This window comes from Frigidibacter sp., assembly GCF_030695035.1.
Taxonomy (GTDB): Bacteria; Pseudomonadota; Alphaproteobacteria; order Rhodobacterales; family Rhodobacteraceae; genus Frigidibacter.
Genome location: NZ_JAUYTT010000012.1, coordinates 338,228 through 363,319, shown reverse-complemented (window position 1 = coordinate 363,319; position 25,092 = coordinate 338,228). Strand labels below are relative to the sequence as shown.

Sequence of the window (25,092 nt, the reverse complement as noted above, 5' to 3'; positions counted from 1 at the left end):
CGATGGATTTCTCCGACCCGCCGCGCAAGGCCCCGGCTGAAAACCTGCTGCCGATGATCAATGTGGTCTTCCTGCTGCTGGTGTTCTTCCTGATCTCGGCGCAGCTGACCCCGCCCGAGCCCTTCCCTGTGACCCCGCCCGAAGCCGAGACCGAGGCCGAGGCGGAGGGCGATTTCACCCTGCATCTCGATGCGGCGGGCGAGGTCGGCTACCGCGATGCCATCGGCGAGGATCTGGCGCTGGCTGCGCTGACTGCCGCGCGCGATGAGTATTGCGCGGCCAGCGATTGCGACGCCGCGCCCCCCGCGCTGCTGCTCCGCGCCGATGGCGCCGTGCCCGCGGCGCGGCTGGCGGCGCTGATGCCCGCGCTCGGCCAGCTTGGCTTCGCCCGCGTCGATCTCGTCACGGCCCTGCCATGACCAAGCTCCACGCCCTCGTCGCGCTCATCCTCGCCGTCGCCCTGCACCTCGCCGCCTTCGCCTGGCGTCCGACCGAAGCCGGTGCTGCCGCCTCCGGCGCGGGCGGCGATGAGTTGGTCTCGCTCGAGGCCTCCAGCGGTTCCATCGCCGAGATGGTCGAGGAATGGGAGCGCCCGCCCGAGCCGGTGGCAGAGCCGGTGCCGCAATCGGCGCCCGAGATGGCACAGCCCGAGACGCCGCCGCAGCTGACCACGCCCGATGTGCCCGAGACGCCGCTGCCGGTGCCCGCCCCGCTGATGGCACTGCCCGAGGCACCGGACCTGCCAAGCATGGACATTGCGGAGCTGCCCCCGCCGCCGCCGGAGGCGGAACCCGAGCCAGAGCCGGAACCGCTGCCCGACATCCGTCCCGAACCGCGCCCCGACCCGCAGCCCGACCCCGAACCCGAACCGAAGCCGCGGGCCGAGCCCCAACCCAAGCGCCAGCCCGCGCCGCCCGCGGACAGCGTCGCCGCGCAGCGCGCCGCGGGCAGTGGCGGCGGGGCCAATGCCGGTGCCTCCAACACCCAAAGCTCCGCCGCCTCGGCGGCCCGCGCCGAGGATCTGCGGGCCAGCTGGCGCGCCGCGGTTCAGGCGAAGGTGGCCCGCAGCGTCAGCTATCCCCGTGAGGCAGGCCGCGTCGAATTCACCGTCAACGTCACCTTCTCGGTGGCACTGAACGGCCGCGTCTCCGGGGTGGCGCTGACACGCTCTTCCGGCAATGCCGCGCTGGATGCCGCCGCGCTGCGCATGGCGCGCTCGGTCCGCCGCCTCCCCGCGGCCCCGGCCGGGCTCAGCGACGGAACCTATCCCTTCGAGGTGAAGCTAATTTTCGAGCCGCCCCCCTGAGACTCTGCGCCGTGGCAGGCTCGGGCTCCGCTAACATGGAGCCCCCTCTTCCCATTCGTTTTGGTCCAAATATCCCGGGGGTCCGGGGGCAGGGCCCCCGGCATCGGCCACGGCGCAAGCCCCCGCAGGCCTTTGCACCCGTTCTCCCCCATGCTATGCCGCCCCCATGCGCGCGCCGCCGTTCCATCGCCTCCCGGGCCTCATGCTTACCCTCCTGCTGCTGGTCGCCTCGGCCACGGGCGGGCTGGCGCATCGCGCGCCGCTGACACCGGACGATGTGGCGCTCCAGGCCCATGCGCAGGTCTGGGGCCTGGCCGATCCCGCGCTCTGCGCCGATGCCGGGGACAGCGAGCTTGCCGGGCCCACCCGCTGCGACGCCTGCCGCCTCGTCGCTGCCGCCCTGCTGCCGGACCCGGCGCTGCCCCTGCTGCTGCGCGGCCAGGCGCTGCCGTTGGCTTGGGCTGCACCGGAACCTCTGCGTACCTCCTTCGCCGCCCGCCCGGCGCATCCGGCCCGCGCCCCGCCGAGGGGCTGACCCTTCCCGCAGTCCCGGCCTGCCCCGATGGCGGGCCCTATCCGCTGGTCCACCGGACCGGCCCCGAACAATTTCAGGATACTCCAATGAAACGCGCGCTTTCCCTCCTCGCCGCCGCCCTTCTGGCCGGCACTTCCGCATTCGCCCATGGCGTCACAGCCGGTGACCTCGAGATCATCCACCCCGCCATCCCGGCCCCCAGCCAAGCCGCGAAATCCGCCGCCGGCTACCTGGCGATCAGCAATGGCGGCAGCGAGCCCGACCGCCTTCTGGCCGTCGAGGGCGAGTTTGCCGACAAGATCATGCTGCACACCACCGAGTTTTCGGCCGATGGCGTCGCCCGGATGATGCATCTGGAGGCCATCGACATCCCCGCGGGCGACACCGTTGTGCTGGAACCCGGCGGCATGCATGTGATGCTGATGGGCCTGACCGGCCCGCTGGCCGAGGGCGACCATCTCCCCGCCACGCTGGTGTTCGAGCGGGCCGGGCGGGTGGATGTTGAGTTTTCCGTCGATCCGGCCGCTGCAGGCGGGGCGGCCGAAGACCACTCCGGCCACTGACCTGTCAGGCCTGACCGGTCCCCACCCGGTCGGGCCTACTCGGCGGCCTCCAGCGGGAACAGCAGCCGCGACACGGTGCCCCCCGCGGCATCTGCCGCCATCGTCAGCTCTGCCCCGATCTGCTGGGCGAACTGGCGCGCAATCTGCAGGCCGAGGCTGCCCGTCGCCTCGATATCAAACCCCTCCGGCAACCCGACGCCATCGTCCCGCACCTCCAGCAGTGCCCGCTCTCCGACCACCGCCAGCCGCACCTCGACACGCCCGCTGCGATCGCCCGGAAACCCGTGCTCGACCGCGTTCGACAGGAACTCTGTCGCGATCAGCCCCAGCGGGATTGACTGGTCGGCGCCGATCACCACCGGGCAGGCGTCGACCCGATGCGCGATCCGCCCCTCGGCCCCGGTCGATTGCAGCACGTCATGGGTCATGTCGTGCAGGAACCGCGCGAAATCGATCTGCTGCGCGCCCGGGTCATGCAGCATCCGCTGCATCCGCGCCACCAGCGCGATCCGCCCCACCGCATCGTCCAGCGCCCGCTTTGCCGCCGGATCGCTGACCCGGCGCCGCTGCAGCTTCAGCAGCGAGGCGACGGCGGCAAGGTTGTTCGACACCCGGTGCTGCAATTCGTGGAACATCAGCTTGCGCGCCTCGGCGAGTTCCGCACTGCGCAGCCGCTCGGCCTGCAGCCCCGCCATCGCCCGGTTCATCAGATGCAGGATCACGATCTCGGTGCTGGTGATGAAGGCATAGAAGGCCAGCGCGACGCCCGAGGCTCCGTTCAGCGCGAAGGACTGTACCGGCGCGATGAAGTAGAACCATGCCAGCAGGCCGCAGACCACCGCCGCCGCCACCCCGGGCCAGAGCCCGGCGAAGAAGGTGGTCAGGATCACCGCGGGAAAGAAGGTCAGGTAGGGAAAGCCCGCGGGCAGCACGCTGTCGAGCCCGTAGCGCAGGCCAAAGGCCACAAGGCAGGCCATAGCCGCAAACGCCCATCGCCAGACTGCGCTGCGCGGCCTCAAGGACCAGTCACTGATGGCTTGCAGCATGATACTCGTCCTTGTGCCTTGGCATCTAGGCTGGCGGCGAAGGCCCTGTCCACAGCGATTGCAGCCAAGAACACGCCGGGAACATCGGTTTTGCAGTAACGTCGCGGCAGGGGCGCTGGAATGTCGGCGCGGGGCGGGTCAGGATGCCCGGGAAACATGCTGCGCGAGGGGTCATCATGCAGAACAGCGACAGGGTCTGGGATCTGGTCGAGGCGCATCGACCCGAGTTCGTGGCGCTGGCCGACCGGGTCTTCGACACGCCCGAGGTGGCCTATGACGAATATGCCTCGGTCGGGGCGCATCTGGAGGCGCTGCAGGCGGCGGGCGCGCGCATCACCCGCGATCTCGCCGGCATCCCGACCGCGCTGATGGGCGAATGGGGGCAGGGCGGGCCGGTCATCGCCATTCTTGGCGAGTATGACGCCCTCCCCGCCCTCGGGCAGGAGCCGGGGGTGGCAGAGCCGCGCCCGCTCGGGCTTGCCGGGCATGGCTGCGGCCACAACCTGCTGGGATCGGCGGCGCTGCTGGCGGCGGTGGCGCTGCGCGACTGGCTGGCGGAAACCGGCGCGCCCGGCCGCGTGCGCTATTACGGCTGCCCGGCGGAAGAGGGCGGGGCGGCGAAAACCTTCATGGTCCGCGCCGGGCTTTTCGTCGACGTGGATGCCGCGATCAGCTGGCACCCCGCCGACATGACCGGCGTGTTCGAGGCGGTGTCGCTGGCCAATACCCGCATCGACTTCACCTTCACCGGCCGCGCCGCCCATGCCGCCGCCTCGCCCGAGCTTGGCCGCTCGGCACTGGACGCGGTGGAACTGATGAACGTCGCGGTGAACTACCTGCGCGAGCACATGCCGGACGATGCCCGCGTCCATTACGCCTATCTCGACGCGGGGGGCGAGGCCCCGAACGTGGTGCAGGCACGCGCGACCGTCCGCCAACTGATCCGCACCCGCCGGTTGCGCGACCTGCGCGCGCTGGAGGGGCGCGTGCGCAAGATCGCCGAGGGGGCGGCGCTGATGACCGAGACGCAGGTGACGGCCAAGGTCGTCTCCGCCGTGTCGGACCTCCTCGGCAACTCGGTGCTGGACCGCGCGATGGAGGCCGAGATGCAGCGCCTCGGCGCGCCGGATTTCGACGCCGCCGACAAGCCCTTTGCCGAGGCCATCCGCGCCACACTGACGCCCGACCATATCGCCGACACCTTCCGCCGCGCGGGGCGCCCGATGGACCCGGACCTTGCGCTGTGCGATTTCGTGGTGCCGCTCGGGGCCGCGCCGGTTTCGGCGCAGGGCTCGACCGATGTCGGCGATGTCAGCTGGGCGGTGCCGACCGTGCAGGCCTGGGTCGCCACCTGCGCCATCGGCACGCCCTTCCACAGCTGGCAGCTGACCGCGCAGGGCAAGTCGCCTGCCGCCCATAAGGGCATGGTCCACGCCGCCAAGATCATGGCCGCCACCGGGCGGGCGCTGTTCACCGGGCCGGAGGTGCTGGCGGCGGCAAAGGCCGAGCACGCAAGGCATCTGTCCGCTGAGCCTTACATCTGCCCGATGCCGGAGGAGGTGCAGCCCCCGATCCGGCCGCGCCGCTAGCCTTCGGGAAAAGTCTCGGCGCCCCGCTCCCGCGCCAGCCGCATCTGCCGCTCGCGCTCGCGGAACCGGGCGCGGTCGGCATCCGTATGCTCGCCCGCGCAGCGGTGGCAGGCCACGCCCTGCTCATACTCCGGGCGCAGCTTGTCCTCGGCGGCCAGCGGCCGGCGGCAAGCGTGGCAGAGGCCGTAGTCCCCCGGAACCAGCCCATGCCCGACGCTGACCCGCCGGTCGAAGACGAAGCACTCGCCGTGCCAGAGGCTCTCCGCCTCCGGCACCTCCTCCAGATATTTCAGGATCCCGCCCTTCAGGTGGAACACCTCCGCCACGCCCTGCGCGAGCAGGTAATTCGTGGACTTCTCGCAACGGATGCCCCCCGTGCAGAACATCGCCACGCGCTTGTTGTGGAAGCGGTGCGCATTCGCCTCCCACCAGGCCGGGAACTCGCGGAAGCTGTGGGTGCCGGGATCGACTGCGCCGGCAAAGGTGCCGATGGCGACCTCATAGTCATTGCGGGTGTCGATCACCGCCACATCCGGGGCCTCGATCAATGCGTTCCACTCCGCCGGGTCCACATAGCGCCCGGTCGCGGCGGTCGGGTCCACATCGGGCTGGCCCATCGTCACGATCTCGCGCTTGAGCCGCACCTTCAGCCGGTCGAAGGGCATCTCGGGGGCGGGGCTCTCCTTCCACTCGAGGCCCGCACAGCCGGGCAGGGTGCGCAGATGCGCCAGCACCGCGTCGATCCCGGCGCGGGTGCCGGCGATGGTGCCGTTGATCCCCTCGGGCGCCAGCAAGAGCGTGCCCTTGACGCCCGCCGCCTCGCAGCATTCGAGCAGCGGCCCGCGCAGGCGCGCAGGATCGGGCAGGCGGGTGAACTGGTAGAGCGCGGCAACGGTGAGCATGGCGCGCTGATATGCGATGGGTGGGGGAGCGTGCAAGGGTGGGGGTCAATGCGGATGGCTGCCGCACGTCGCGCCCTCGCCATTGTCACCGGACGGGCCCCCAAAGGGCCCGGCCAGCGCCCGCCAGGTCGGGCGCTGTCCTCATTCAGTCTCGTGTTGCCAGCGGCTCTGGGGGCCTATGTCCCGCACGGGCGGGGCGAGGCAGTGCCTCGCCTTTTTCCGCCCGAACCGGGGGGAGCGACGTTCAAAACGCGCCCGCAGCAGATTTCGGGCTGACCACTCCCCCCACCCCCCGCCATTGACGCCGCCCAACCCCGCCCCTACCAAGGACAAAATCGCCGGAGGACGAGATGCCCGCATCCGATACAGCCCTGATCGTCATCGACGTCCAGACCGATTTCTGCCCAGGCGGCGCATTGGCGGTGGCCGAAGGCGACGCGATCATCCCCGCCATCAATGCGATGATGCCGGAGTTCGGCATGGTGGTGCTGACCCAGGACTGGCACCCCGCGAACCACAGCAGCTTCGCCGCCAACCACCCCGGCGCCGAAGCCTTTTCCCTGACCGACATGCCCTACGGCCCCCAGGTCCTCTGGCCGACCCATTGCGTGCAAGGCTCCCCGGGCGCCGAGTTTCACCCGGGCCTCACTACCGCCCCCGCCGATCTCATTATCCGCAAGGGCTTCCACCCCGAGATCGACAGCTACTCCGCCTTCTTCGAGAATGACCGCACCACCCCCACCGGGCTCGAGGGTTACCTCCGCAGCCGGGGCGCAAAAAGCCTTGTCCTCACCGGCCTCGCCACCGATTTCTGCGTCGCCTATTCCGCGCTCGATGCCGCCCGGCTCGGCTTCGACGTCACCGTCCGGCTCGACGCCTGCCGCGCCATCGACCTGAACGGCTCGCTCGCCGACGCCCTCACCCAGATGCGCGCCGCCGGCGTCACGCTGGAGGGTTGAGCCATGGACATCGCCTCCCGCGTCTACGCCCATAAGTGGAAGATCGACCCTATCGTCCGGTCCCTGATCGACACCGATTTCTATAAACTGCTGATGTGCCAGTCGATCTTCCGCAACAGCCCCGATGCCAATGTCACCTTCAGCCTGATCAACCGCAGCAAATCCATCCGCCTCGCCGATCTGGTGGATGAGGGAGAGCTGCGCGAACAGCTGGACCATATCCGCGGCCTCTCGCTCACCCGCGGCGAATCCACTTACCTGCGCGGCAACACCTTCTACGGCAAACGCCAGATGTTCCGCCCCGATTTCATGGAATGGTTCGAGGCGCTGCGCCTGCCGCCCTATCACCTCGAAAAGCGCGCCGGCCAGTATGAGCTGACCTTCGAGGGCAAATGGCCCGAGGTGATGCTGTGGGAAATCCCGGCCCTCGCGGTGCTGATGGAACTGCGCTCGCGCGCGGTGATGAAGGGGATGGGCAAGTTCGAGCTGCAGGTGCTCTACGCCCGCGCCATGACCAAGCTGTGGAGCAAGGTCGAACGCCTGCGCGCCATCCCTGACCTCAAGCTCGCCGATTTCGGCACCCGCCGCCGCCACAGCTTCCTGTGGCAGGACTGGTGCGTGCAGGCGATGATGGAGGGGCTGGGGCCCAAGTTCATCGGCACCTCCAACTGCCTGATCGCCATGCGCCGCGATATCGAGGCCATCGGCACCAATGCCCATGAACTCCCCATGGTGCAGGCGGCGCTGGCCGATACCGACGCAGACCTGTTGCAGGCCCCCTACCGGGTTCTGGCCGACTGGCATGAAGAGCATGAGGGCAACCTGCGCATCATCCTGCCCGACACCTATGGCACCGAGGGCTTCCTGCGCCGCGCGCCCGACTGGCTGGCGGGCTGGACCGGGATCCGCATCGACTCTGGCGATCCGGCGGGCGGTGCGGAAACCGCAATCGCCTGGTGGAAAGCGCGCGGCGAGGATCCCACGCGCAAGCTGGTCATCTTCTCCGACGGGCTCGATGTCGAGAAGATGGAAGAGCTTCAGGCGCAATTCGCCGGCCGCGTCCGCGTCAGCTTTGGCTGGGGCACGCTGATGACCAATGATTTCCGCGGCCTCGTGCCCGGCGACGCGCTGGCGCCGTTCAGCCTTGTGTGCAAGGCGGTCAGCGTCAACGGCCGGCCCACGGTCAAGCTGTCGGACAACCCCAACAAGGCGATGGGCCCGGCGGCGGAGGTCGCGCGCTACAAGCGGGTGTTCGGTGTCGGCGATCAGGCGGCCATGGACGTCGTGGTCTGAGGGCTACCCGGCAAGCGAGCTCAGCGATCACGTAGCCAGCCCCCGCAGCACCAGGAACACCGTCGCCGCCAGCGCCCCCGCGGCGGGCACCGTCACCACCCAGGCCGCTACCACCGTCACCACATGCGACCGGCGCACCAGCTTGCGGCGCCGGCGCTCCTCGGGCGGGATCGCTCCGCCTGTGGCCGGGCTGCGGTCTTGCCGCGCGTTGGCCCATTCGCGGTAGAACCCCACCCCGAACACCGCGCCCACGGCGGTATGGGTGGTGCTGACCGGCAGCCCCAGCCAGGAGGCCACGATCACCGTCACCGCCGCCGCCAGCGCCACGCAATAGGCGCGCACCTCGTTCAGCCGGGTGATTTCAGACCCGACAAGCCGGATCAGCTTCGGCCCGAACAGGATCAGCCCGACCGAGATGCCGATGGCGCCGATGCCCATCACCCAGACCGGGATCCGCACCGCGGTGGCCACATCGCCCGAACTCGCCGTCTTCACGATGGCGGCCAGCGGCCCCACCACATTCGCCACGTCATTGGCCCCATGCGCGAAGGACAGCAGCGCCGCCGACAGCACCAGCGGCAGCGCGAACAGGCGGCGCAGCGACCGGCGTCGGTTCGCCATCCCGGCGGCCTGCTGGCGCACCAGCGGCCCGGCGCCCGCCCATCCGGCCAGCCCCGCCAGCATGCCGAAAGCCGCCGCGGCGCGCGGATCGACCACCCAGACATGGCTCAGCGCCTGCATCGCCAGATAGGTGCCGAAGGTGCCCGCCATCACCCCGATCAGCACCGGCACCCACCGCCGCGCGGCGGCAAGAACGTCCGGGGCATCCATGATCCGCGCCTTGATGAATGCGAGGATCAGCGCCGCAAGCAGCCCGGCCAGCAGCGGCGAGATCATCCAGCTGGCGGCAATCGCCCCCAGCTGCGGCCAGTTCACCGCCGCAAACCCCGCCGCAGCGACGCCCGCCCCGGCGACACCCCCCACCACCGAATGCGTGGTCGACACCGGCGCCCCCAGCAGCGTGGCCAGGTTGATCCACACCGCCGCCGCGACCAGCGCCGCCATCATCAGCCAGACGAACACCTGCGGATCGGCCACCGCGCCTGGCGCCACGATCCCGGCCGAGATCGTTGCCACCACCTCGCCGCCCGCCAGCACGGCGCCCAAAGTCTCGAACACAGCGGCGATGGCCAGCGCCCATCCCATGCTCAGCGCCTTCGACCCCACTGCCGGGCCCATATTGTTGGCCACGTCATTGGCGCCGATGTTCAGCGCCATATAGGCGCCCACCGCCGCCGCCGCGACGACCACCAGCCCGGAATGCGACACCCCCGTCACCAGCGCCGCCACCACCATCGCCAGCACGATGAACACGAGCGCCAGCCCCGGTGCCACCAGCGGGCGCGCGATGAACAGCGCAGCTTCCTCCAGCGCACCGATGCGGTCCAGATCCTTGTCGAGGGTTTTCCAGTCCGTCATGGAGGGGTCGCGGGGGTAAGGGGAGCGTTCAATCGGTCATCCGTCGCAAATACAATCCCGGCGGTTATGTCGCCCCGCCTTCAGACACAACCGCCAGGCGCCCCGGAAGTTCAGCCAGCAGCGCCGAAAGTTCGGGCTCCTTCACCATCCCCGCCGCCTTGGCCGGCGTCACCCAGGCCAGTTTGCGCTGCCCTTCCTCGGGATAGCCCTTCTCCATCCGCCGCACCCGCACCGGGTACACCGCCACCTTCACCCGCCGCGCCAGCCCGGTGCGGCCCCGCTTGCGGTAGCCGTAATGCCCCACCGGGTCATGCGCGACGGCGCCGTTCACCCCCGCCTCTTCCCAGGCCTCGCGCAGCGCCGCGCCGCCGAGGCTGCGCCCGCGCATCGGCCAGCCCTTGGGCAGCACCCATCGCCCGGTGTCGAGGCTGGTGATCAGCAGCATCTCCTGCGCGCCGCGCTTCTCGCGCAGGCACAGCGCCGCCACCTGCAGCCGCGGCGGCCGCCGGCCCATCAGGGCGGCGACGCCCGCCAGCAGGGTAAGAGCCAGCCCGCGCTTCACAGCCCCGGCTCCCAGGGCGCCGTCCCGTCCAGCACATGCAGCGCCATCCTGACGGCACGCCCGGCATAGAACCGTTGCCGCGCATCCTGCGGCCCCGCACGGCTGGCGATCCACCCGGCCGAGGCGCAGCAGCGCAGCATCACGAACAGCGCCAGCCGCCCCGGAGCCAGCGGCCGCCGGGCGCTGTAGCCCGCGACCAGAGCCGCCGCCAGATCCGGCAGCGCCGGTTCCTCAAGGCTCTGCACCAGCGCGGTCGCAAGGTCGTAATGCCGGAAGCCAAAGCCGGAATCGTCGAAGTCGATCAGCGCCAGCGCGCCCTCATGGCACAGCACATTCTCGCGCAGCACATCGGCATGGATCAGCCCGAAGTCGGCGCCCTCGGCCCGAAGCGCGCCAAGCGCCCCGCGAGCCGCGTCCCGCGCCTCCAGCATCAGCGCCCGCTCCTCCGGCGCGAAAGCCGGGCTCTCCCAGAACCGCCCCCAGAGCGGCGCCTCGCCCAGAAACCCGTCCTCATCCCAGCTCGGCCGTGCGAACCCCACCGGCAGCTCCAGCGCATCCGTCGCGCTGTGCATCCGCGCGATCAGCCCGCCCAGATCGCGCATCCGCCCTGCCTGCTCGGCCGCGCTTCCGGCCAGCGGCAACTCGGCGGAACCAAGCGGCGCACCCTCCAACCAGCCCACGCAAGACACGCAGCGCCCGTCCAGCGCCCCCACCAGCGCGCCCGACAGGGCCGGCACCGGCGCGGGCACGCGCAGCCCCGCCGCCGCCAGCCCCTGCATCCACAGCAGTTCGCTCTCGATCCCCGCCACGGTCTGATAGCCCGGCCGGTGCAGCCGCAACGCCGCGCGGCGGCCCTGCGCCAGCCGAACCTCAAACACGATGTTCTCACGGTTCTTCACCAGCCGCGGGGCCTCCCCGCCGCCCCACAGCGCCAGCGCCCGGCCCGCCAGTTCCTGCGCCTCGGCATCGGTCATGCGATACTGTCCATCCCGGCCAGAACCTCGGCCAGCGTGCCGATCGCCAGATCGGCATTCTCGCGGCTGAACGGCATCGGCGGGCGCAGCTTCAGGATATGCTGCTGCCGCCCGACCCGGCCCAGCAACACGCCCCGCTCGCGCATCCGTTCCACCACCTGCCCGCAGAATTCGGGCGCCGGACGGCCGCCCTTGGCAAACTCCACCGCGAAGAAGAGGCCAAGGCCCCGCACGTCATGGATCAGCGGATGCCGCAGCCCCTGCATCAGCCCCAGCGTATAGGCCCCCACGTCGCGCGCGTTCTGCACCAGCCCCTCGTCCTCGATCACCTCCAGCACCGCCAGCGCCGCCGCACAGCTGACAGGATTGCCGCCGAAGGTGTTGAAATAGCCAAAGGCGTTGCGGAAGGCCGCCATCACATCAGGCCGGGTGACGACCGCGGCGACGGGATGGCCATTGCCCATCGGCTTGCCCATCGTCACCACATCGGGCGCAAATCCCAGCCACTCATGCCCCCAGAAATGGCTGCCGGTGCGGCCAAAGCCGGGCTGCACCTCGTCGCACAGGATCAGCCCGCCCGCGCGGCGCACCACCTCCACCGTCGGGCCAAGGAAACCCGGCCCCACATCCGGCATCCCCTCATTGGCAAAGACCGGGCAGAGCATCAGCCCGGCAAAGCCATGCCCCGCCGCCTGCAACTCTTCGATGGCGCGGGCGACGTTGGCGGCAAAGGACGCAGGCTGCGCCTCGGCGCTCCCCCCCAGCGGCAACAGCCCGTCCGGCGCGGGCACCCGCCGCACATGGCTGGGGTAGCCGCCAATCGGCGGGCGGCGGGTGGACAGGTGGCTGACCGCGGCGGTGTTGCCGTGATAGGTGTTGTCGGTGGCGATGACACCCGTGTGCCCCGTTACCGCCTGCGCCATGCGCAGCGCGATGTCATTCGCCTCGGACCCGGTGCAGACCATGATGATCTGCTGCAGGTCATGGCCCAGCTTGGTCACCAGCCGTTCGCCATACTCAAGGATGCCCTCATGCAGATAGCGGGTATGGGTGTTCAGCACTGCCGCCTGCCGGGCAATCGCCTCCACCACCTTGGGATGGCAATGGCCCACATGCGGCACGTTGTTGTAGCAATCGAGATAGCGCCGGCCCTGCGCATCCCACAGCCAGACGCCTTCGCCGCGGACCACATGCACGGGGTCGTCATAGAAGGTCGGCACATTCGGCCCCAGCAGGCGCGCACGCCTCGTCATCAGGTCAGTCCGTGTCATCGATCTTCCCCCTCAGCGACTTCACCTCGCCGCGCACCGCCTTGGCAGTCAGCCGCCGGCGCTGGCTTCCCAGCGTGGGCTTGGTCGCAATCCGGCGCTTGGGCGCGACCAGCGCCTGCCGGATCAACTCAACCAGCCGCTCGCGCGCCAGTTCCCGGTTGCGGGCCTGACTGCGCGTCTCCTCGGCGCGGATCACGATGGCACCGTCCGTGGTCCAGCGCCGCCCTGCCAGCCGCTTCAGCCGCGTCTTGACCGGGCCGGGCAGATGCGGGCTGCGTTCCGCCTCGAAGCGCAGCTCCACTGCCGTCTCGACTTTGTTCACATTCTGCCCCCCCGGCCCCTGCGAGCGAGTGAAGGACTCGGACAGCTCCCAGTCGGCCAGGGCAATGGTGTCGGTGATGCGCAGCATGGCCGCAAGCTAACGGGTTTTGTGCGGAAGGGAAGGCGTGAAGCTGCGGTGAAGCGGCCCCGGAACATTCCGCCCTACTGGCGGTTTCCCCCGGCAGCCCCTTCCCCCGGAGTTGCCGCCATGCCCCAGCCCCTGCCTCCGACCTACCGTCCGCGCCGCCCCGCCGCCGAGGGCCCCGACCCGCTGCGGATCATCCTCTGCCCGCTGGTGATGCTCTGCGCGGGGGGCGCCTATGCCGCGGCGGCAATGTCGCTGGGGCATTACGGCCTCGGCCCCTTCGCGCTGGCCGCCATCGTGGCGATCACCGCGCTGGACCTCGTGCCCGGAATTGCCGCCAAGATGAACCCGGCCCCGGCGCGCCGCTGACCGCAGATCGTATGTATGGCGTATGTATAGGAACCATATGGTTTCCATATGGCCCGCCCGCCCTCCAAGTCGCCCGCGGAACCCCGGCGCCAGCCTGCGCGTTTCCCTCCATCGCGCGAACACCTTTCCGCAACCCCTTATCTGCAAGGAGAATGCCCATGCTTCCCCCTCTGCGAACCTTCCTCGTCACCCTCTGGGTCGCCTGCGTCGGCGGCGTCGTCGTCATCGCCGGCCTCAGCCTCGGCTGGGTCGGCTGGAGCCCCTTCGTCCTCGGTGCCGCCCTCGGCGTGATCATCGGCGTTCCTGCTGGAATCTGGAACGCGCGCTATATCAAGCGCAAGGACCCGGACTGGCCGCCGCGCCGTGCGTGACGGGCGTGAACAGCAAAACGGGCGGTCCTTGCGGGCCGCCCGTTTTACATTGAATGCCAAGGGGTTGTGAGGAGCCCGAAGCTTACATCTGCGCCTGGGTCTGCCGCGCTTCCGACGCGATGGCTTCGCCAGTATTCTCGATATCTTGGCCGGCACCCTGGATGGTTTCGCAGGCGGCAAGGCTGGCAAGCGCCAGGAAGGCAAAAGCAAAGCGGGTCATTCCGGTCTCCTGTAAATCATGATCTGCCGCCCAACGCCCCCGGGGCCGCGCCGGTTCCCGGCAAATGCCGCATTTGCAAAAGAAAGTTGAACAGGGTCCGGGATGCGGCGCGTGTTAAGAAGACTTTAACCTCGTTGCGGCACGCTCGGCCCATGCGCCCGATTGTCCTCCTCTGTGTCCTCCTTGCCGCCTGCGCCTCTCCCGCGCCGCAGTTCTTTGGCGCGGAGCGGCATGACATCACCCTCTCGGGCATCGATTTCGTGGTGTTCCACAAGGAGGACCGGGCCGAGGTGATCCGGCTGGGATATCTTTCACGGCGCGCCCGGGCGCCGGTTCCGGCGCTGATGATAGAGGCTGCAGAGCGGACGACCGGCTGCCGCGTGATCCCAGGCAGCGCGGTCACCGGCCTGCCGGGCGATACCGGCGAGGTGCGGCTGGAGCTGGATTGCTGAGGCGGTGCCCTTGGCTGGCGGGGTCGGGGGGCTGTCTGCCCCCCGCGGCCTGCGGCCTCCCCCCGAGGATATTTTTCCAGCAAGAAGGGTGTGGGGCTTTGGCCGATACGGGTGTTCTGGCGCGAGGGCGCCGGGTCTATCAGGGCGGGCAGTCCTTGGCAGGACTTGAAGGGTCATGGCGCGGGCCGTGAGATCTTCAAGAAATTGATTTAAATTAGAAAAAAGGCGGCCCGGGCGGGGCCGCCTCTCTACCGTTTGTCGAAGCTTCGGATCAGAAGCGGTAGTTCAGACCCGCGCGCACGGCGTGGATTTCGTGGTCCACATCGGCGCTCGGGCCAGCGCCGTCGGCTTTGAAGCGGCCTTCGAGGTTGGTGTAGAGGTATTCGCCCTTGGCCGACCATTTGTCGTTGATCGCATATTCGGCGCCGACGCCGGCCGAGTAGCCGGTCATGGTGTTGTCGTCGTCATAGAGCGTGGCACCGGCCGACTCAAAGGCATAATCCGCTTTCGCCGCGGCGATACCGGCGGTGGCATAGGGCATCCAGCGGCCCATGTCATAACCGACGCGGCCGCGCAGGGTGGCCATCGAGCTGACATCGACATCGTATTCATCGGTCGAGGCGTCGAAGGTGCCCTTGTCGCTCAGGTCGGTCGCGGCGATGTCGGCCTCGACACCGTAGACCCAGTTGCCCGACTGGAAGTTGTAACCGCCGGTGAGGCCGGCAAGGCCGCCCTTCGGGTTCGGCTGGTCATCGGGCGAGACGCCGAGATCGTCGGTGATGTCGACGGTATCGTCGGCGTAGCCAAGGACCACACCAGTATAGCCGCCGGCCCAGTTGGGCGTGGCGACGATTGGCGCGGGGGCGTAGACGGGCGCGGCTTCATAGACCGGCTCGGTCAGGCCACCGGCCAGGGCGGGAAGGGCCAGGGTGGTGCCGATGGCGGCGAGAAGGGGAAGCGAATACTTGGAAAGGGTCATGACTGTCTCCGGTTCGTTTTTTTCTGCGCCGGGGCCGCAATGTTCGCGCAGTCGCCGACGTCGGGGCACTAACGTCCGGTTGCAGGCGGGGTTCCAGCGCATTCGGCCCGCGCGAGGCGGCCGCAGGGCGCCATGCGCGGCATCTTGCAGTCTGCGCTCACGCGCGCCGACAGGAGTGAAACAAACTGGTCAGTTCACTTTTAGTTGGCTTGACGGGTTTGGGCCCCGACTCAGCCGATTGCGTAGTCCACGAGCGTCGCGTGCCACCCCTCGGCCCGCTTCTGCCAGAACAGGTTCTTGAGCGCGGTGGAGATCGGTCCCGGCGCGTCATTGCTCATGCGCCGGCCGTCGATCCGGGCGGCGGGCATGATCCCGCCCGCAGTGGTGCAGCCGAAGATCTCGTCCGCCGCGCGGAACTCGTCCGCCGGGATATCGCGCACCTCCAGCGCCAGGCCAAGCTCGGCGCACAGCTCCATCACCGAGGCGCGGGTGATCCCGTCCAGCGCGCCGGTGGCGGGGGTGGCCACCCGCCCGCCGGTCACGCAGAAGACGTTGAAGCCCGGACCCTCGGTCACGTTGCCGGCACCGTCCAGCAGCACCGCGAAATCGGCCCCGGCATCCAGCGCCTCGAACTGGCCCTCGGTCAGGTCGCCCCAATGGAAGTTCTTCACCCGCGGATCGAAGCTTTCGGGGGGGATTCGGCGCACGCGTGGGATCATCAGGTGCATCCCGCGCTCGATCATCTCGGGGCTGGCGACCCAGACCCAAGGGACCGCGTAGCACATGATGTAGCTCGGGGCGTAGGCGGGGTGGCGCGGCGCGCCCGGGGGCGGGCTGGCGCGCAGGCAATCCATCGCCACATAGGCATCGCGCAGGCCCGACAGCGCCACCACACGGTGGAGGATGGCGCGGATCTCGTCATCGCTCTCGGGCGGCGCCATCCGCAGGCGGGTCATCGAGGCGCGGAACCGGCTGAGGTGATCCTCCAGCCGGAAGAAGGCGCCGTCCCGGACCCCGACCACGTCATAGGTCACGTCCGACCGGCGATAGCCCCAATGGGTCACCGGGATCTTCGCTTCCTCCAGCGGCAGGAAGTCGCCGTTGAGGTACGCCGCGCCTTTGGACATGTCGGTCATGCGGGCTCTCCGGTGATCGGTTCTCCGGTACGGGGCGCACCGCCCTCGAAATGGTTGGGGCGGCGATAGTCGCAGGGGGCTTCCTGCATCTCGAGGTGCAGGCGGGCGCCGTCATAGGGATGGGCGCGGGCGAGGTCTTCGTTGAACTCGATGCCGAGGCCGGGGCCGGTGGGGGCGGTGACATAGCCATCCTCCCACTGCAGGCGGTTGCCGGTCAGCGCCATGTGGAAGGCGCCGCCGGTCTCGATGGTCTCGACCATCAGAAGGTTGGGGATCGAGGCCCCCAGATGCAGGTTGGCGGCCCATTCGACCGGCCCGGCGTAAAGGTGCGGGGCCAGCTGCGCGGTGAAGACCTCGGCGATGGCGGCGATCTTCTTGCCCTCCCAGATGCCGCCCGCCCGGCCAAGCGCGGGCTGCAGGATGCGGGCGGCGCCAGCGCGCAGCACGGCGGCAAACTCGCCCTTGGTGGTCAGCCGCTCGCCGGTGGCAATCGGCACACGCACCGCGCGGGCGACCTCGGCCAGATCCAGCGTCGCATCCGGCGGGATCGGTTCTTCATACCAGAGCGGCTTGTAGGCTTCGATGGCTTGCCCCATGCGGATGGCGCCGGCCACGCTGAACTGGCCGTGGGTGCCGAACAGAAGGTCGGCGCGGTCGCCGACTGCCTGCCGGATCTTGGCGCAGAACTCGGCAGAGCGGGTGATGTCGGAAAACGCCGGCTCATGCCCGCCGCGGATCGTGTAGGGGCCGGCGGGGTCGAACTTCACGGCGGTGAAGCCCTGCGCGACGGCCCGCGCGGCGGCCTCGGCTGTGGCGTCGGCATCCACCCAGAAGCTGGTGGGGTCATCGTCCGGGCCGGGATAGAGGTAGGTATAGCTGCGCAGCCGCGGGTTCACGCAGCCGCCCAGAAGCGCCCAGACCGGGCGGTTTCGCGCCTTGCCGAGGATGTCCCAGCAGGCGATCTCCAGCCCCGAGAACGCCCCGATTACGGTGGGGTCGGGCCGCTGGGTGAAGCCCGAGGAATAGGCGCGGCGGAACATCAACTCGACATCCTCGGGGGAGGATCCCTGCATGTGCCGCGCGAACACATCCTCGATCACCGCGACCATCGCCTTAGGGCCAACGGTCGAGGCGTAGCACTCGCCATAACCGGTGATGCCGTCATCAGTGGTGATCTTCGGGAAGATCCAGTAGCGCCCGCCCCAGCCGGGGGCGGGGGGGGCCACGACGAAGATCTCGAGGTCCTTGAGCTTCATGGGCAGGCTCCTTGTGGCTGGCGGCCGGGGGCTTTGCGCCCCCGGACCCCCGCAGGATATTTGGACCAAAACGAAGGGAGGGCGGTCCTTCGGGAGGATTCTAGGCGTCAGGCGGGGACGGGGTCGCGCGGGCGGGCGACAAGCAGGATCACGCAAACGACCATCAGCACGGCTGACAGCAGGAAGGGCGCGCCGGGGGCGTAGATCTCGGCTTCGGGCCGGGTGAAGAGGCCGAAGGTGGCGGTCATGATCAGCGGCGAGGTGATCATCGCCACCGCACTGATACTGGCGAGCACGCCCTGCAGCTCGCCCTGCTGGTCGGCGGGGGCGGCGCGCGACATGGTCGCCTGCAGCGCCGGCATCACGATGCCGCCAAGCGCCGCCACCGGGGTGAATATCAGCGCCAGCAGGCCCGAGGTGACGAAGCCGTAGAAGGCGAAGGTGACCAGCTCTGCCACCATCCCCCAGATCACGGCGCCCCTGTCGCCAAACTTTCGGATCGCCGGGCCGACCAGCAGCGCCTGCACCAGCGCCATGCACAGGCCAAAGGCGGCGAGCGAGAGGCCGATCATCCAACTGTCCCAGCCGAAGCGGGCCTTGCCGAAGAAGGACCAGATCACCGGGTAGACATGGAAGGCGACCGAATAGACGAAGAGCACCAGCAGCATCCGCTGCAGCCCCGGCAGCTTGCCGATGGCACGGAAGGCGGCGAGCGGGTTGGCCCGCGCCCAGGAGAAGGGGCGGCGGATCGCGTCGGTCACGGTTTCGGGCAGCACGAACCAGCCGAGGGTGAGGTTCGCCGCCGCCATCGCTGCTGCCGCATAGAAGGGCGCGCGGATGTCGATGCTGGCCAGCAGCCCGCCGATCAGCGGCCCGGCGACGAAGCCCACGCCGAAGGCGGCGCCGATCAGGCCGAAGTTCTTGGCCCGCTCGTCCGGGGCCGAGATGTCCGCGATATAGGCCCCCGCCGCGGCATGGGTCGCCGCTGTGATCCCGGCGATGACGCGCCCCAGCAGCAGCAGCCAGACGGTGTGGGCGACCGACATCAGCAGGTAATCCGCCGTCATCACCGCCAGCGCCGACAGCAGCACCGGGCGGCGGCCATAGCGGTCGGACAGGTTGCCGACGATGGGGCCGAAGACGAACTGCATCGCCGCATAGGCGGTGGCCAGCACCCCGCCCCAGAGCGCGGCATTGGCGACGGTGCCGCCCGTCACCTCCTCCAGAAGGTCGGGCATCACCGGGAAGATCAGGCCGACGCCGATGGAATCGATGGCGACGGTCAGCAGGATGAAGGTCAGGGCGAGGCGCGATTTCATGGCAGGCATGGCAGGCATGGCAGGCTCCGGGGGCTCGGCGCCCTGGGGCGGGCCACGCGCGAGGTAGAGCCGGTTTGCGGGGCAAGGTCAAAGGGGATGCGGCAGGATGCCGGGGCGGCGCGGCAGATCGCCGGGGATCAGAGGATTGCGAGATCCGCCAGCAGCCGCGCCAGCCGGTCGGGGGCGCTGATCTGCGGGAAATGGCCGGTGGGGAGCGGCAGCACCGGATCGCAGGGGCTGGCGGCGATCATGTCCCGTTGCAGGGCGGGTGTGATGGTGCGGTCCTCCTCGCACAGGATATAGGCGCGGGGGAGGCGTCCGAAATTGCCGGGCGTCAGCTGGATGCGGTCGGTCTGCGGGCGGTTCGGCTGCGGGCCGATTGCCGCGGCGAGGGCCGCTTGCGCCGCGGGGTCTGCGTCCTGCGCCAGCAGTGGCAGGGCGGTGCCAGCGTCCAGCAGCGTGGTGCCGGGCTGCGGGCCGGGGCGGACGGCGGGGCGGATGGTGGGCGGCTGGCGCTTCATCAGGTCGAGGAGGCTCTCGCCATCCCGCGGCAGGAAGGCGCAGACATAGACCAGCCGCGCGACATGGTCTGGGGCAAGCTCGGCGGCGGCGGAGATGGCGATGCCGCCCATCGAATGGCCGACCAGGAGGGCGGGGGGGCCGGCGCGCAGGATGTCGGCGATCCGGGTGGCGTAGTCGGCCAGCGTCACGGTGGAGGGATCGGCGGGGTCGTCGCCATGGCCGGGCAGGTCGGGAGTGGTGACGGTGTGGCCAAGGGCGGCGAGGCGGGCGGGCAGCTCGCCCCAGGTGCTGGCGCGGCTCCAGGCGCCGTGGACGAGGATGATGCGGGCGGGCTCGGATGTGGTTTCAGGCATGGGCGATCTCCTCCAGGAACCGGGCCAGCAGCGCTGCCCATTCCGCCGGCTTGTCCACGGGCGGCACATGCCCTGCGCCGCGGATCAGCGCGAAGCGGGCGCCGCGGATCAGGCCTGCCGTCTCGCGCACAAGGTCGGGCGGGGTCGAGCCGTCCTCGGTCCCGGCGATCACCAGCGTCGGCAGGGTCAGGCCCGAGGTCGGGGTGATGAAATCGGTCCCGGCGATGGCGGCGCAGGCCCCGGCATAGCCCTCGATGGGCGTGGCGCGAAGGCGGCCTTGCCAGAGTAGCGCCTCGGGGCTGGTGCGGAAGCGGGGCGGGAACCAGCGGGCGACTTGGGCCTCTGCCAGCGCATCCAGACCATTGGCGCGAACCGCGGCGATCCGATCCTGCCAGATCGCTTGCGTGGCGATCTTGACCGCGGTGTTCGACAGCACCATCCCGCGCACCAGATCCAGCCGTTTGACCGCCAGCCCCTGCGCGACCAGCCCGCCGATCGACAGGCCGGCGAAGACCGCATCCTTCGCGCCGATGCTGTCCATCAGCCGCTCGGCATCGCGGATCAGCGCGCCCATCGCATAGGGGGCGGGCGGCACGCTGCTGGCGCCGTGGCCGCGCAGGTCGTAGCGGATCAGCCGCAGCGCGGGGGGTAGCAGCGGGATCACCGCATCCCAGAGCCGCAGATCGGTGCCAAGCGCATGGGCAAACACCACCGGCGCGCCAGCAGGGTCGCCATCCTCGCGCCAGTTGATCTGCACGTCGCCCAGATCGCAGATCGGCATGTGTGGCTCCCGGCTTCACACCGCGGATCGCGGCGGATGTTGCAAAATGTGGAAGTGACTGTGCTTCCTCAGCCCTCTTTCACCGCACGATGCCGGAAATTCAACACCGCTGCGCTCAGTCCCCCGTCCCGAACCGCGCCAGCGCCTCGCTGAACATCGCGCCATCCACGTTCCCGCCCGAGGCGATGCAGATCACCGCGTCGCCCTCGATCTGGTCCTTTCGGAACAGGGCGGCGGCGAGGGCCACCGCGCCGCCCGGTTCCAGCACGATCTTCAGCCGCGAGAAGGCCACCGCCATCGCCCGCAGCGCCTCGTCATCGCTGACCACCAGTCCGGGGCCGCAAAGCCGTTGCAGGATCGGGAAGGTCAACATCCCGGGCTCGGGGGTGACGATGGCGTCGCAAATCGAGCCCGACAGCGCCGCGTTACGGCGGATCGCCCCTGCGGCCAGCGAGCGGGCGGTGTCGTCAAAGCCCACCGGTTCCGCCGGCCGGGCGCGCAGCCCCGGCGCCCGCGCCTCCAGCGCCAGTGCAACCCCGGCGGTCAGCCCGCCGCCGCCGCAGCAGGTCAGCACATCGGCGTGGGTCACGCCCGCTTCGGCCGCCTGCTCGGCAATCTCCAGCCCGCAGGTGCCTTGCCCGGCGATCACTTCGGCATCGTCATAGGGGCGGATCAGCGTCAGCCCGCGTTCCGCCGCCAGAGCCGCGCCGATGGCGTCACGGTCCTCGGTCGCGCGGTCATAGAGCACCACCTCGGCCCCCAGCGTGCGGGTGTTGTCGATCTTCAGCCGCGGCGCATCGGCGGGCATCACGATTACCGCCGGCGCGCCGAAGGCCTGCGCCGCCGCCGCCACACCCTGCGCATGGTTGCCCGAGGAATAGGCGATCACGCCGCGCGCCCGCGCCTCGGGCGTCAGTGCCGACAGCGCCGACCAGCCGCCGCGGGCCTTGAAGGAGCCGGTGTGCTGCAGGCATTCGGCCTTGATCAGCACCCGCCGCCCGGCCAGCGCATCGACGAAGGGCGAGGAGAGCAGCGGCGTGCGGCGGATATGCCCCGCCATCCGCGCGGCGGCGGCCTCGATATGGGCAATGTCGGTCATGTGGGGGAGCTTTCGGGCAGGGGAGGGAGGGCGTCAAGAAAATCGCGGATCAGCGCCAGCGCATTGGGTTCGTCGAGGAAGGGCACATGGCCCCGATCTGCGATCTCGGCTACCATCATCACCGGATGGCGGCGGCGCATTTCAGCCAGCGTCTCGGCCGAGAGGATGTCGGAATTCGCGCCGCGGATCACCGCCAGCGGGAAACGCTTCAGCGCATCGAAGAACACCCACATGTCCTGCAGCGCGCCGGTCGCGGCCTGCGCCAGCAGCGCCTTGTGCAGGGCCGGGTCATAGCGCAGGGCGAGGCCGCCTTCCGGCCGCTCTTCGAACCAATGCGCCACTTGTCGGCGCCAGACCTCCTGCGACACGCCCGGAAATTCGTCAGCCGTGTGCTGCACCATCGCCTCGGCCATCGCATCGAGGTCCGGATAGGGCGGGGTCTTGCCGACATAATCCATGATCCGCGCCAGCCCACCATCGCCGACCACTGGCCCGATATCGTTGAGGATCACCCCCGTCAGCCGCTGCGGGAACCCCGCCGCCAGCCCCATCGCGATCAGCCCTCCGCGCGAGGTGCCCAGGATCGCCACCTTCGACAGCCCTAGATGGTCCAGCAGCTCCACAACGTCATGCGCCTCGCGCAGCAGGTTGTAATTGTTGAAGTCCGGGTCGTAATCCGAATGGCCGCGGCCGCGGTAGTCCATGCGGATCAGGCGGCAGCGCCCCGCCAGCGGCTCCAGCAGCGTCTCGAAGTCGTCCATGTTGCGGGTCAGGCCCGGCAGGCACAGCAAGGGCAGGCCGGTGCCGCGGTCGTCATAAGCAAGGCGCAGCCCGTCGGAGGTAGTGAAATGCGAAAGGGTCATGGCAGCTCCAGCAGGGTGGGCAGGCCGGTCAGGTCCGGTAGCATGTGGTCGGGACGGCTTGGCAGTCGGTCTTGCGGAAGTCCTGCACGGTTTACCCAGACCGTGGTGAAGCCAAAGCTACCAGCCCCAGCCACGTCCCAGCCGTTGGAGGAGATGAACAGCACATCGGCCGGGGTGCAACCGAAGCGGGCCGTCGCCAGCGCATAGACGCGGGGATCGGGCTTGAAGATTTGCGCCGCCTCGACCGACAGGCAGTCGTCCAGCAGTTCGCCGATCCCGGCATGGCCGACCGCCCCGGCCAGCATCGCGGGCGAGCCGTTCGACAGAATCGCGGTGGCGAGGCCGCGGGCCTTCAGCGCGGCCAGCATCTCCTTCACCTCGGGATAGGCGTCGAGCTGGTCATAGAGTGCCATCAGCCGGCCATGCAGATCGCGGGCCAGCCCCGCCGCCTCCAGCGCCCAGTCGAGCGCCTCGGCGGTCACGGTACGAAAATCGGCGTGGCGGCCCATCAGGCTGCGCAGCCAGGTGTATTCCAGCTGCTTGCGGCGCCAGTCCTCGGCGAGGCGTGGCCAATGCTGCGCGAGGGTCTCGCCCCCCGGTTCCTGCGCGGCCCGGCGGGCGGCGGCGGCCACGTCGAACAGCGTGCCATAGGCATCGAACACACAGGTCTTGATCGGCATCGGGGATCCTCCGGCCGGCAGACTGGCACAGGGCTGCGGCAGGGGAAAGGGGGCGGCGCTGCGGTATCGACGCTTGGCCCGGACCCTGGCGCGTGCTTAGCTTTCCTCGCAGGCCTACCCACGGGAGCGATCCGATGACCACCGAACTCGACCAGTTGCGCAGCCGCATTACCGAGCTGCGCGAGGCCCTGGAGGCGGGCATCGAAGAGCGCCGGGCGATCTGGCGCTACCGGATCGAACATGGCCGCGCGGTGTTCGAGGCCGGCGCGCGTGAGCGTCACCGGGAGATGCGCGAGGGGCTGGCGGGCTACCTCGCCCGGGCGCGGCTGTCCGTGGTGATCACCGCCCCGTTCATCTATGCGTTGATCGTTCCCTTCGCCCTGCTGGACCTGTTCGTGAGCGTCTATCAGGCGGTGTGCTTTCCGGTCTACGGCATCCAGAAGGTGCGCCGGGCTGATCACATCATCATCGACCGGCATATGCTGGGCTATCTCAATGGGCTGCAGAAGCTGAACTGCCTCTATTGCGGCTATGCCAACGGGCTGATCTCTTATGTGCGCGAGATCTCGGGGCGGACCGAGGCGCATTGGTGCCCGATCAAGCACGCCCGCCACGCCAGCGATCCGCACCCGCATTACGACAATTTCTGCGATTTCGGCGATGCTGAGGGGTTCAGGGCCGAGATGGATCGCCGCCGGGCGAAGGAGCGTGGGGCCAGTTAGGCCATCGCCTCGGGCAGGATCACCTCGGTCAGCAGCCGCTTCAGCGCGCCGGCATGGCCTTCGCTGCGGGCGGGTTGGGTTTCATCCGAGGTGACGGCGACGGTCAACTCGTGGTCCGGCATCACATAGATCATCTGGCCGCCATAGCCGCGCGCATAGGCGACGCGGGCGCCCGCCGCTTCGAACAGGAACCAGCCATAGCCATAGTCGTCACCCGAGAAGGCCGAGCGGGTGCGGGGCTGCCATGAGGCGGCGACCCAATCCTCGGGCACCAGCCGGCCTTCCGGGCCCACGCCACCCGTGCGGTACGCCTCGCCAAAGGCCAGCATCGCCCGCGGTGACAGCGCCATGTTGTTGCCGCCCATGTAGCGCCCCTGCGGATCGCGCGTCCAGGCGTCGATGCGCACCCCCAGCGGCTCTCCCAGATGCCGCCGCGCCAGCGTCAGCAGGCTGTCGCCCGTCACCTCGGAGAGCAGCGCGCCGAGGATATGATAGCTGCCGGTGGAATAGAGCATCCCCTCGCCCGGCCGCCCGACCATCGGCCGCGCCAGCGCGTCGGCCACCCAGTTGCGGCTGCTGACCCAGGCGCCGTAATTGCCGCCCGAGGTGCGCTCCAGCCCGGTCTGCATGGTCAGCAGGTCCGCCACCGTCAGGGCCGCCACACGCGGATCGGCACCGTTCGGGATCAGGCCGGGCGCCAGATCGCCGAGCCTCGCATCCGGGCCGGGGATCGCGCCGGTTCCGATCACGGAGCCGGTCAGCGAGGCGACGAGGGTTTTCGAGACGGATTTGACGTTGACGGCGCGGTCGGGGGAGGGGCCGCGGATCGCCTCGGCCAGCACGGTCTGCCCGCCTTGAGCGATGCAGAGGCTGTGGAGCTGGTCCAGTTCGCGCGCGGCGGCAAGGCTGCGGGCGAAGCGCGAGGCGGGCTGCGCGTGCAGGGCCGGAGCGGCCAGCAGCGCGGCGGCGGAGAACGCGAAGGCGCGGCGGGAGAGGAGGGATGTGTTCATGCGCCAGAGGTAAAGCGCGTGTCCTGCGCCGCCAGTCGGCTGACGGAAAGGTGAACCCCCGTCAGCCCTTACGCG

The 25,092-nt window shown here is 69.6% G+C and carries 29 protein-coding genes; 11 read left to right on the top strand and 18 right to left on the bottom strand.

Going from position 1 to position 25,092, the window contains the following annotated elements; genetic code table 11:
• Positions 1-2: 2 nt before the first annotated feature.
• The 4 genes from Q8S30_RS13190 to Q8S30_RS13175 all read left to right on the top strand — a co-directional run bounded on the left by Q8S30_RS13190 (position 3) and on the right by Q8S30_RS13175 (position 2,404).
• A complete protein-coding gene (locus Q8S30_RS13190) occupies positions 3-419 on the top strand; it encodes a biopolymer transporter ExbD (RefSeq protein ID WP_305666470.1) in 417 nt (138 codons plus the stop codon).
• A complete protein-coding gene (locus Q8S30_RS13185) occupies positions 416-1,306 on the top strand; it encodes an energy transducer TonB (protein ID WP_305666469.1) in 891 nt (296 codons plus the stop codon). The genes Q8S30_RS13190 and Q8S30_RS13185 overlap by 4 nt, the downstream gene beginning before the upstream one ends.
• 202 nt (positions 1,307-1,508) lie before the next feature.
• Positions 1,509-1,841: a polyketide synthase gene (locus tag Q8S30_RS13180; protein ID WP_305666468.1), complete on the top strand. Its 333-nt coding sequence runs from the start codon at positions 1,509-1,511 to the stop codon at positions 1,839-1,841.
• A gap of 86 nt (positions 1,842-1,927) precedes the next feature.
• The gene (locus Q8S30_RS13175; protein WP_305666467.1) at positions 1,928-2,404 is read left to right on the top strand and encodes a copper chaperone PCu(A)C; all 477 of its coding nucleotides are present in this window, start codon (positions 1,928-1,930) and stop codon (positions 2,402-2,404) included.
• Positions 2,405-2,439: 35 nt separating this feature from the next.
• Here the strand turns inward: Q8S30_RS13175 and Q8S30_RS13170 are convergent, their stop codons facing one another.
• A complete protein-coding gene (locus Q8S30_RS13170; RefSeq protein WP_305666466.1) occupies positions 2,440-3,450 on the bottom strand; it encodes a sensor histidine kinase in 1,011 nt (336 codons plus the stop codon).
• A 176-nt stretch (positions 3,451-3,626) separates the two neighbouring features.
• On the opposite strand from Q8S30_RS13170, the gene Q8S30_RS13165 reads away from it, so the two are divergent.
• On the top strand, positions 3,627-5,039 hold the full coding sequence (locus Q8S30_RS13165; RefSeq protein WP_305666465.1) for an amidohydrolase: 1,413 nt from the start codon (positions 3,627-3,629) through the stop codon (positions 5,037-5,039).
• On the opposite strand, the gene Q8S30_RS13160 is transcribed toward Q8S30_RS13165, so the two are convergent.
• Complete coding sequence (locus Q8S30_RS13160; protein WP_305666464.1) at positions 5,036-5,941, bottom strand: rhodanese-related sulfurtransferase; 906 nt, start codon at positions 5,939-5,941, stop codon at positions 5,036-5,038. The genes Q8S30_RS13165 and Q8S30_RS13160 overlap by 4 nt on opposite strands.
• 350 nt (positions 5,942-6,291) lie before the next feature.
• On the opposite strand from Q8S30_RS13160, the gene pncA reads away from it, so the two are divergent.
• Both pncA and pncB read left to right on the top strand, forming a co-directional pair.
• Positions 6,292-6,900 (top strand): bifunctional nicotinamidase/pyrazinamidase, encoded by a 609-nt coding sequence (gene pncA / locus Q8S30_RS13155; protein ID WP_305666463.1) that lies wholly within the window; start codon positions 6,292-6,294, stop codon positions 6,898-6,900.
• A gap of 3 nt (positions 6,901-6,903) precedes the next feature.
• Entirely contained in the window at positions 6,904-8,193 is a 1,290-nt protein-coding gene (pncB, locus tag Q8S30_RS13150; protein ID WP_305666462.1) for a nicotinate phosphoribosyltransferase, read from the top strand.
• A gap of 27 nt (positions 8,194-8,220) precedes the next feature.
• On the opposite strand, the gene Q8S30_RS13145 is transcribed toward pncB, so the two are convergent.
• From Q8S30_RS13145 to arfB, 5 genes are all read right to left on the bottom strand, one after another.
• Positions 8,221-9,672, bottom strand: coding sequence for an inorganic phosphate transporter (locus Q8S30_RS13145; RefSeq protein WP_305666461.1), 1,452 nt, complete (start codon positions 9,670-9,672; stop codon positions 8,221-8,223).
• Between the two features lie 64 nt (positions 9,673-9,736).
• Positions 9,737-10,234, bottom strand: a complete 498-nt coding sequence (locus tag Q8S30_RS13140; protein WP_305666460.1) for an NUDIX hydrolase — start codon at positions 10,232-10,234, stop codon at positions 9,737-9,739.
• Positions 10,231-11,208 (bottom strand): phosphotransferase enzyme family protein, encoded by a 978-nt coding sequence (locus tag Q8S30_RS13135; RefSeq protein ID WP_305666459.1) that lies wholly within the window; start codon positions 11,206-11,208, stop codon positions 10,231-10,233. The genes Q8S30_RS13140 and Q8S30_RS13135 overlap by 4 nt, the downstream gene beginning before the upstream one ends.
• The gene (locus Q8S30_RS13130; RefSeq protein ID WP_305666458.1) at positions 11,205-12,479 is read right to left on the bottom strand and encodes an aspartate aminotransferase family protein; all 1,275 of its coding nucleotides are present in this window, start codon (positions 12,477-12,479) and stop codon (positions 11,205-11,207) included. The genes Q8S30_RS13135 and Q8S30_RS13130 overlap by 4 nt, the downstream gene beginning before the upstream one ends.
• Positions 12,466-12,888: an alternative ribosome rescue aminoacyl-tRNA hydrolase ArfB gene (gene arfB / locus Q8S30_RS13125; protein WP_305666457.1), complete on the bottom strand. Its 423-nt coding sequence runs from the start codon at positions 12,886-12,888 to the stop codon at positions 12,466-12,468. The genes Q8S30_RS13130 and arfB overlap by 14 nt, the downstream gene beginning before the upstream one ends.
• A gap of 120 nt (positions 12,889-13,008) precedes the next feature.
• Here arfB and Q8S30_RS13120 point away from each other — a divergent pair, with 120 nt between their 5' ends.
• Together Q8S30_RS13120 and Q8S30_RS13115 are read left to right on the top strand one after the other, a co-directional pair.
• A complete protein-coding gene (locus Q8S30_RS13120; protein WP_305666456.1) occupies positions 13,009-13,254 on the top strand; it encodes a hypothetical protein in 246 nt (81 codons plus the stop codon).
• Positions 13,255-13,412: 158 nt separating this feature from the next.
• Positions 13,413-13,625 carry a hypothetical protein gene (locus Q8S30_RS13115; protein ID WP_305666455.1) on the top strand — a complete coding sequence of 71 codons (213 nt, stop codon included), beginning with the start codon at positions 13,413-13,415 and terminating at the stop codon, positions 13,623-13,625.
• Positions 13,626-13,707: 82 nt separating this feature from the next.
• Here the strand turns inward: Q8S30_RS13115 and Q8S30_RS13110 are convergent, their stop codons facing one another.
• A complete protein-coding gene (locus Q8S30_RS13110; protein ID WP_305666454.1) occupies positions 13,708-13,845 on the bottom strand; it encodes an entericidin A/B family lipoprotein in 138 nt (45 codons plus the stop codon).
• Between the two features lie 152 nt (positions 13,846-13,997).
• Here Q8S30_RS13110 and Q8S30_RS13105 point away from each other — a divergent pair, with 152 nt between their 5' ends.
• Positions 13,998-14,297 carry a hypothetical protein gene (locus Q8S30_RS13105; RefSeq protein WP_305666453.1) on the top strand — a complete coding sequence of 100 codons (300 nt, stop codon included), beginning with the start codon at positions 13,998-14,000 and terminating at the stop codon, positions 14,295-14,297.
• A gap of 271 nt (positions 14,298-14,568) precedes the next feature.
• On the opposite strand, the gene Q8S30_RS13100 is transcribed toward Q8S30_RS13105, so the two are convergent.
• The 9 genes from Q8S30_RS13100 to Q8S30_RS13060 form a co-directional block, all read right to left on the bottom strand.
• Positions 14,569-15,276 (bottom strand): outer membrane protein, encoded by a 708-nt coding sequence (locus Q8S30_RS13100; RefSeq protein WP_305666452.1) that lies wholly within the window; start codon positions 15,274-15,276, stop codon positions 14,569-14,571.
• A gap of 230 nt (positions 15,277-15,506) precedes the next feature.
• Positions 15,507-16,412 carry an aminotransferase class IV gene (locus tag Q8S30_RS13095; protein WP_305666451.1) on the bottom strand — a complete coding sequence of 302 codons (906 nt, stop codon included), beginning with the start codon at positions 16,410-16,412 and terminating at the stop codon, positions 15,507-15,509.
• Positions 16,409-17,668 (bottom strand): mandelate racemase/muconate lactonizing enzyme family protein, encoded by a 1,260-nt coding sequence (locus Q8S30_RS13090; RefSeq protein ID WP_305666450.1) that lies wholly within the window; start codon positions 17,666-17,668, stop codon positions 16,409-16,411. Before Q8S30_RS13090 ends, Q8S30_RS13095 begins: the two co-directional genes overlap by 4 nt.
• Positions 17,669-17,775: 107 nt before the next feature.
• On the bottom strand, positions 17,776-18,996 hold the full coding sequence (locus tag Q8S30_RS13085) for a TCR/Tet family MFS transporter (protein WP_305666630.1): 1,221 nt from the start codon (positions 18,994-18,996) through the stop codon (positions 17,776-17,778).
• Between the two features lie 128 nt (positions 18,997-19,124).
• The gene (locus tag Q8S30_RS13080; RefSeq protein ID WP_305666449.1) at positions 19,125-19,862 is read right to left on the bottom strand and encodes an alpha/beta fold hydrolase; all 738 of its coding nucleotides are present in this window, start codon (positions 19,860-19,862) and stop codon (positions 19,125-19,127) included.
• Entirely contained in the window at positions 19,855-20,643 is a 789-nt protein-coding gene (pcaD, locus tag Q8S30_RS13075) for a 3-oxoadipate enol-lactonase (RefSeq protein WP_305666448.1), read from the bottom strand. Before pcaD ends, Q8S30_RS13080 begins: the two co-directional genes overlap by 8 nt.
• 115 nt (positions 20,644-20,758) lie before the next feature.
• Positions 20,759-21,742 carry a threonine/serine dehydratase gene (locus tag Q8S30_RS13070; RefSeq protein WP_305666447.1) on the bottom strand — a complete coding sequence of 328 codons (984 nt, stop codon included), beginning with the start codon at positions 21,740-21,742 and terminating at the stop codon, positions 20,759-20,761.
• Entirely contained in the window at positions 21,739-22,605 is an 867-nt protein-coding gene (locus Q8S30_RS13065; protein ID WP_305666446.1) for an alpha/beta fold hydrolase, read from the bottom strand. The genes Q8S30_RS13070 and Q8S30_RS13065 overlap by 4 nt, the downstream gene beginning before the upstream one ends.
• The gene (locus Q8S30_RS13060; protein WP_305666445.1) at positions 22,602-23,285 is read right to left on the bottom strand and encodes a haloacid dehalogenase type II; all 684 of its coding nucleotides are present in this window, start codon (positions 23,283-23,285) and stop codon (positions 22,602-22,604) included. The genes Q8S30_RS13065 and Q8S30_RS13060 overlap by 4 nt, the downstream gene beginning before the upstream one ends.
• 134 nt (positions 23,286-23,419) lie before the next feature.
• Here Q8S30_RS13060 and Q8S30_RS13055 point away from each other — a divergent pair, with 134 nt between their 5' ends.
• Complete coding sequence (locus Q8S30_RS13055) at positions 23,420-24,007, top strand: hypothetical protein (RefSeq protein WP_305666444.1); 588 nt, start codon at positions 23,420-23,422, stop codon at positions 24,005-24,007.
• Here Q8S30_RS13055 and Q8S30_RS13050 read toward each other — a convergent pair.
• Positions 24,004-25,017, bottom strand: coding sequence for a serine hydrolase (locus Q8S30_RS13050; protein WP_305666443.1), 1,014 nt, complete (start codon positions 25,015-25,017; stop codon positions 24,004-24,006). The genes Q8S30_RS13055 and Q8S30_RS13050 overlap by 4 nt on opposite strands.
• Positions 25,018-25,092 lie beyond the last annotated feature (75 nt).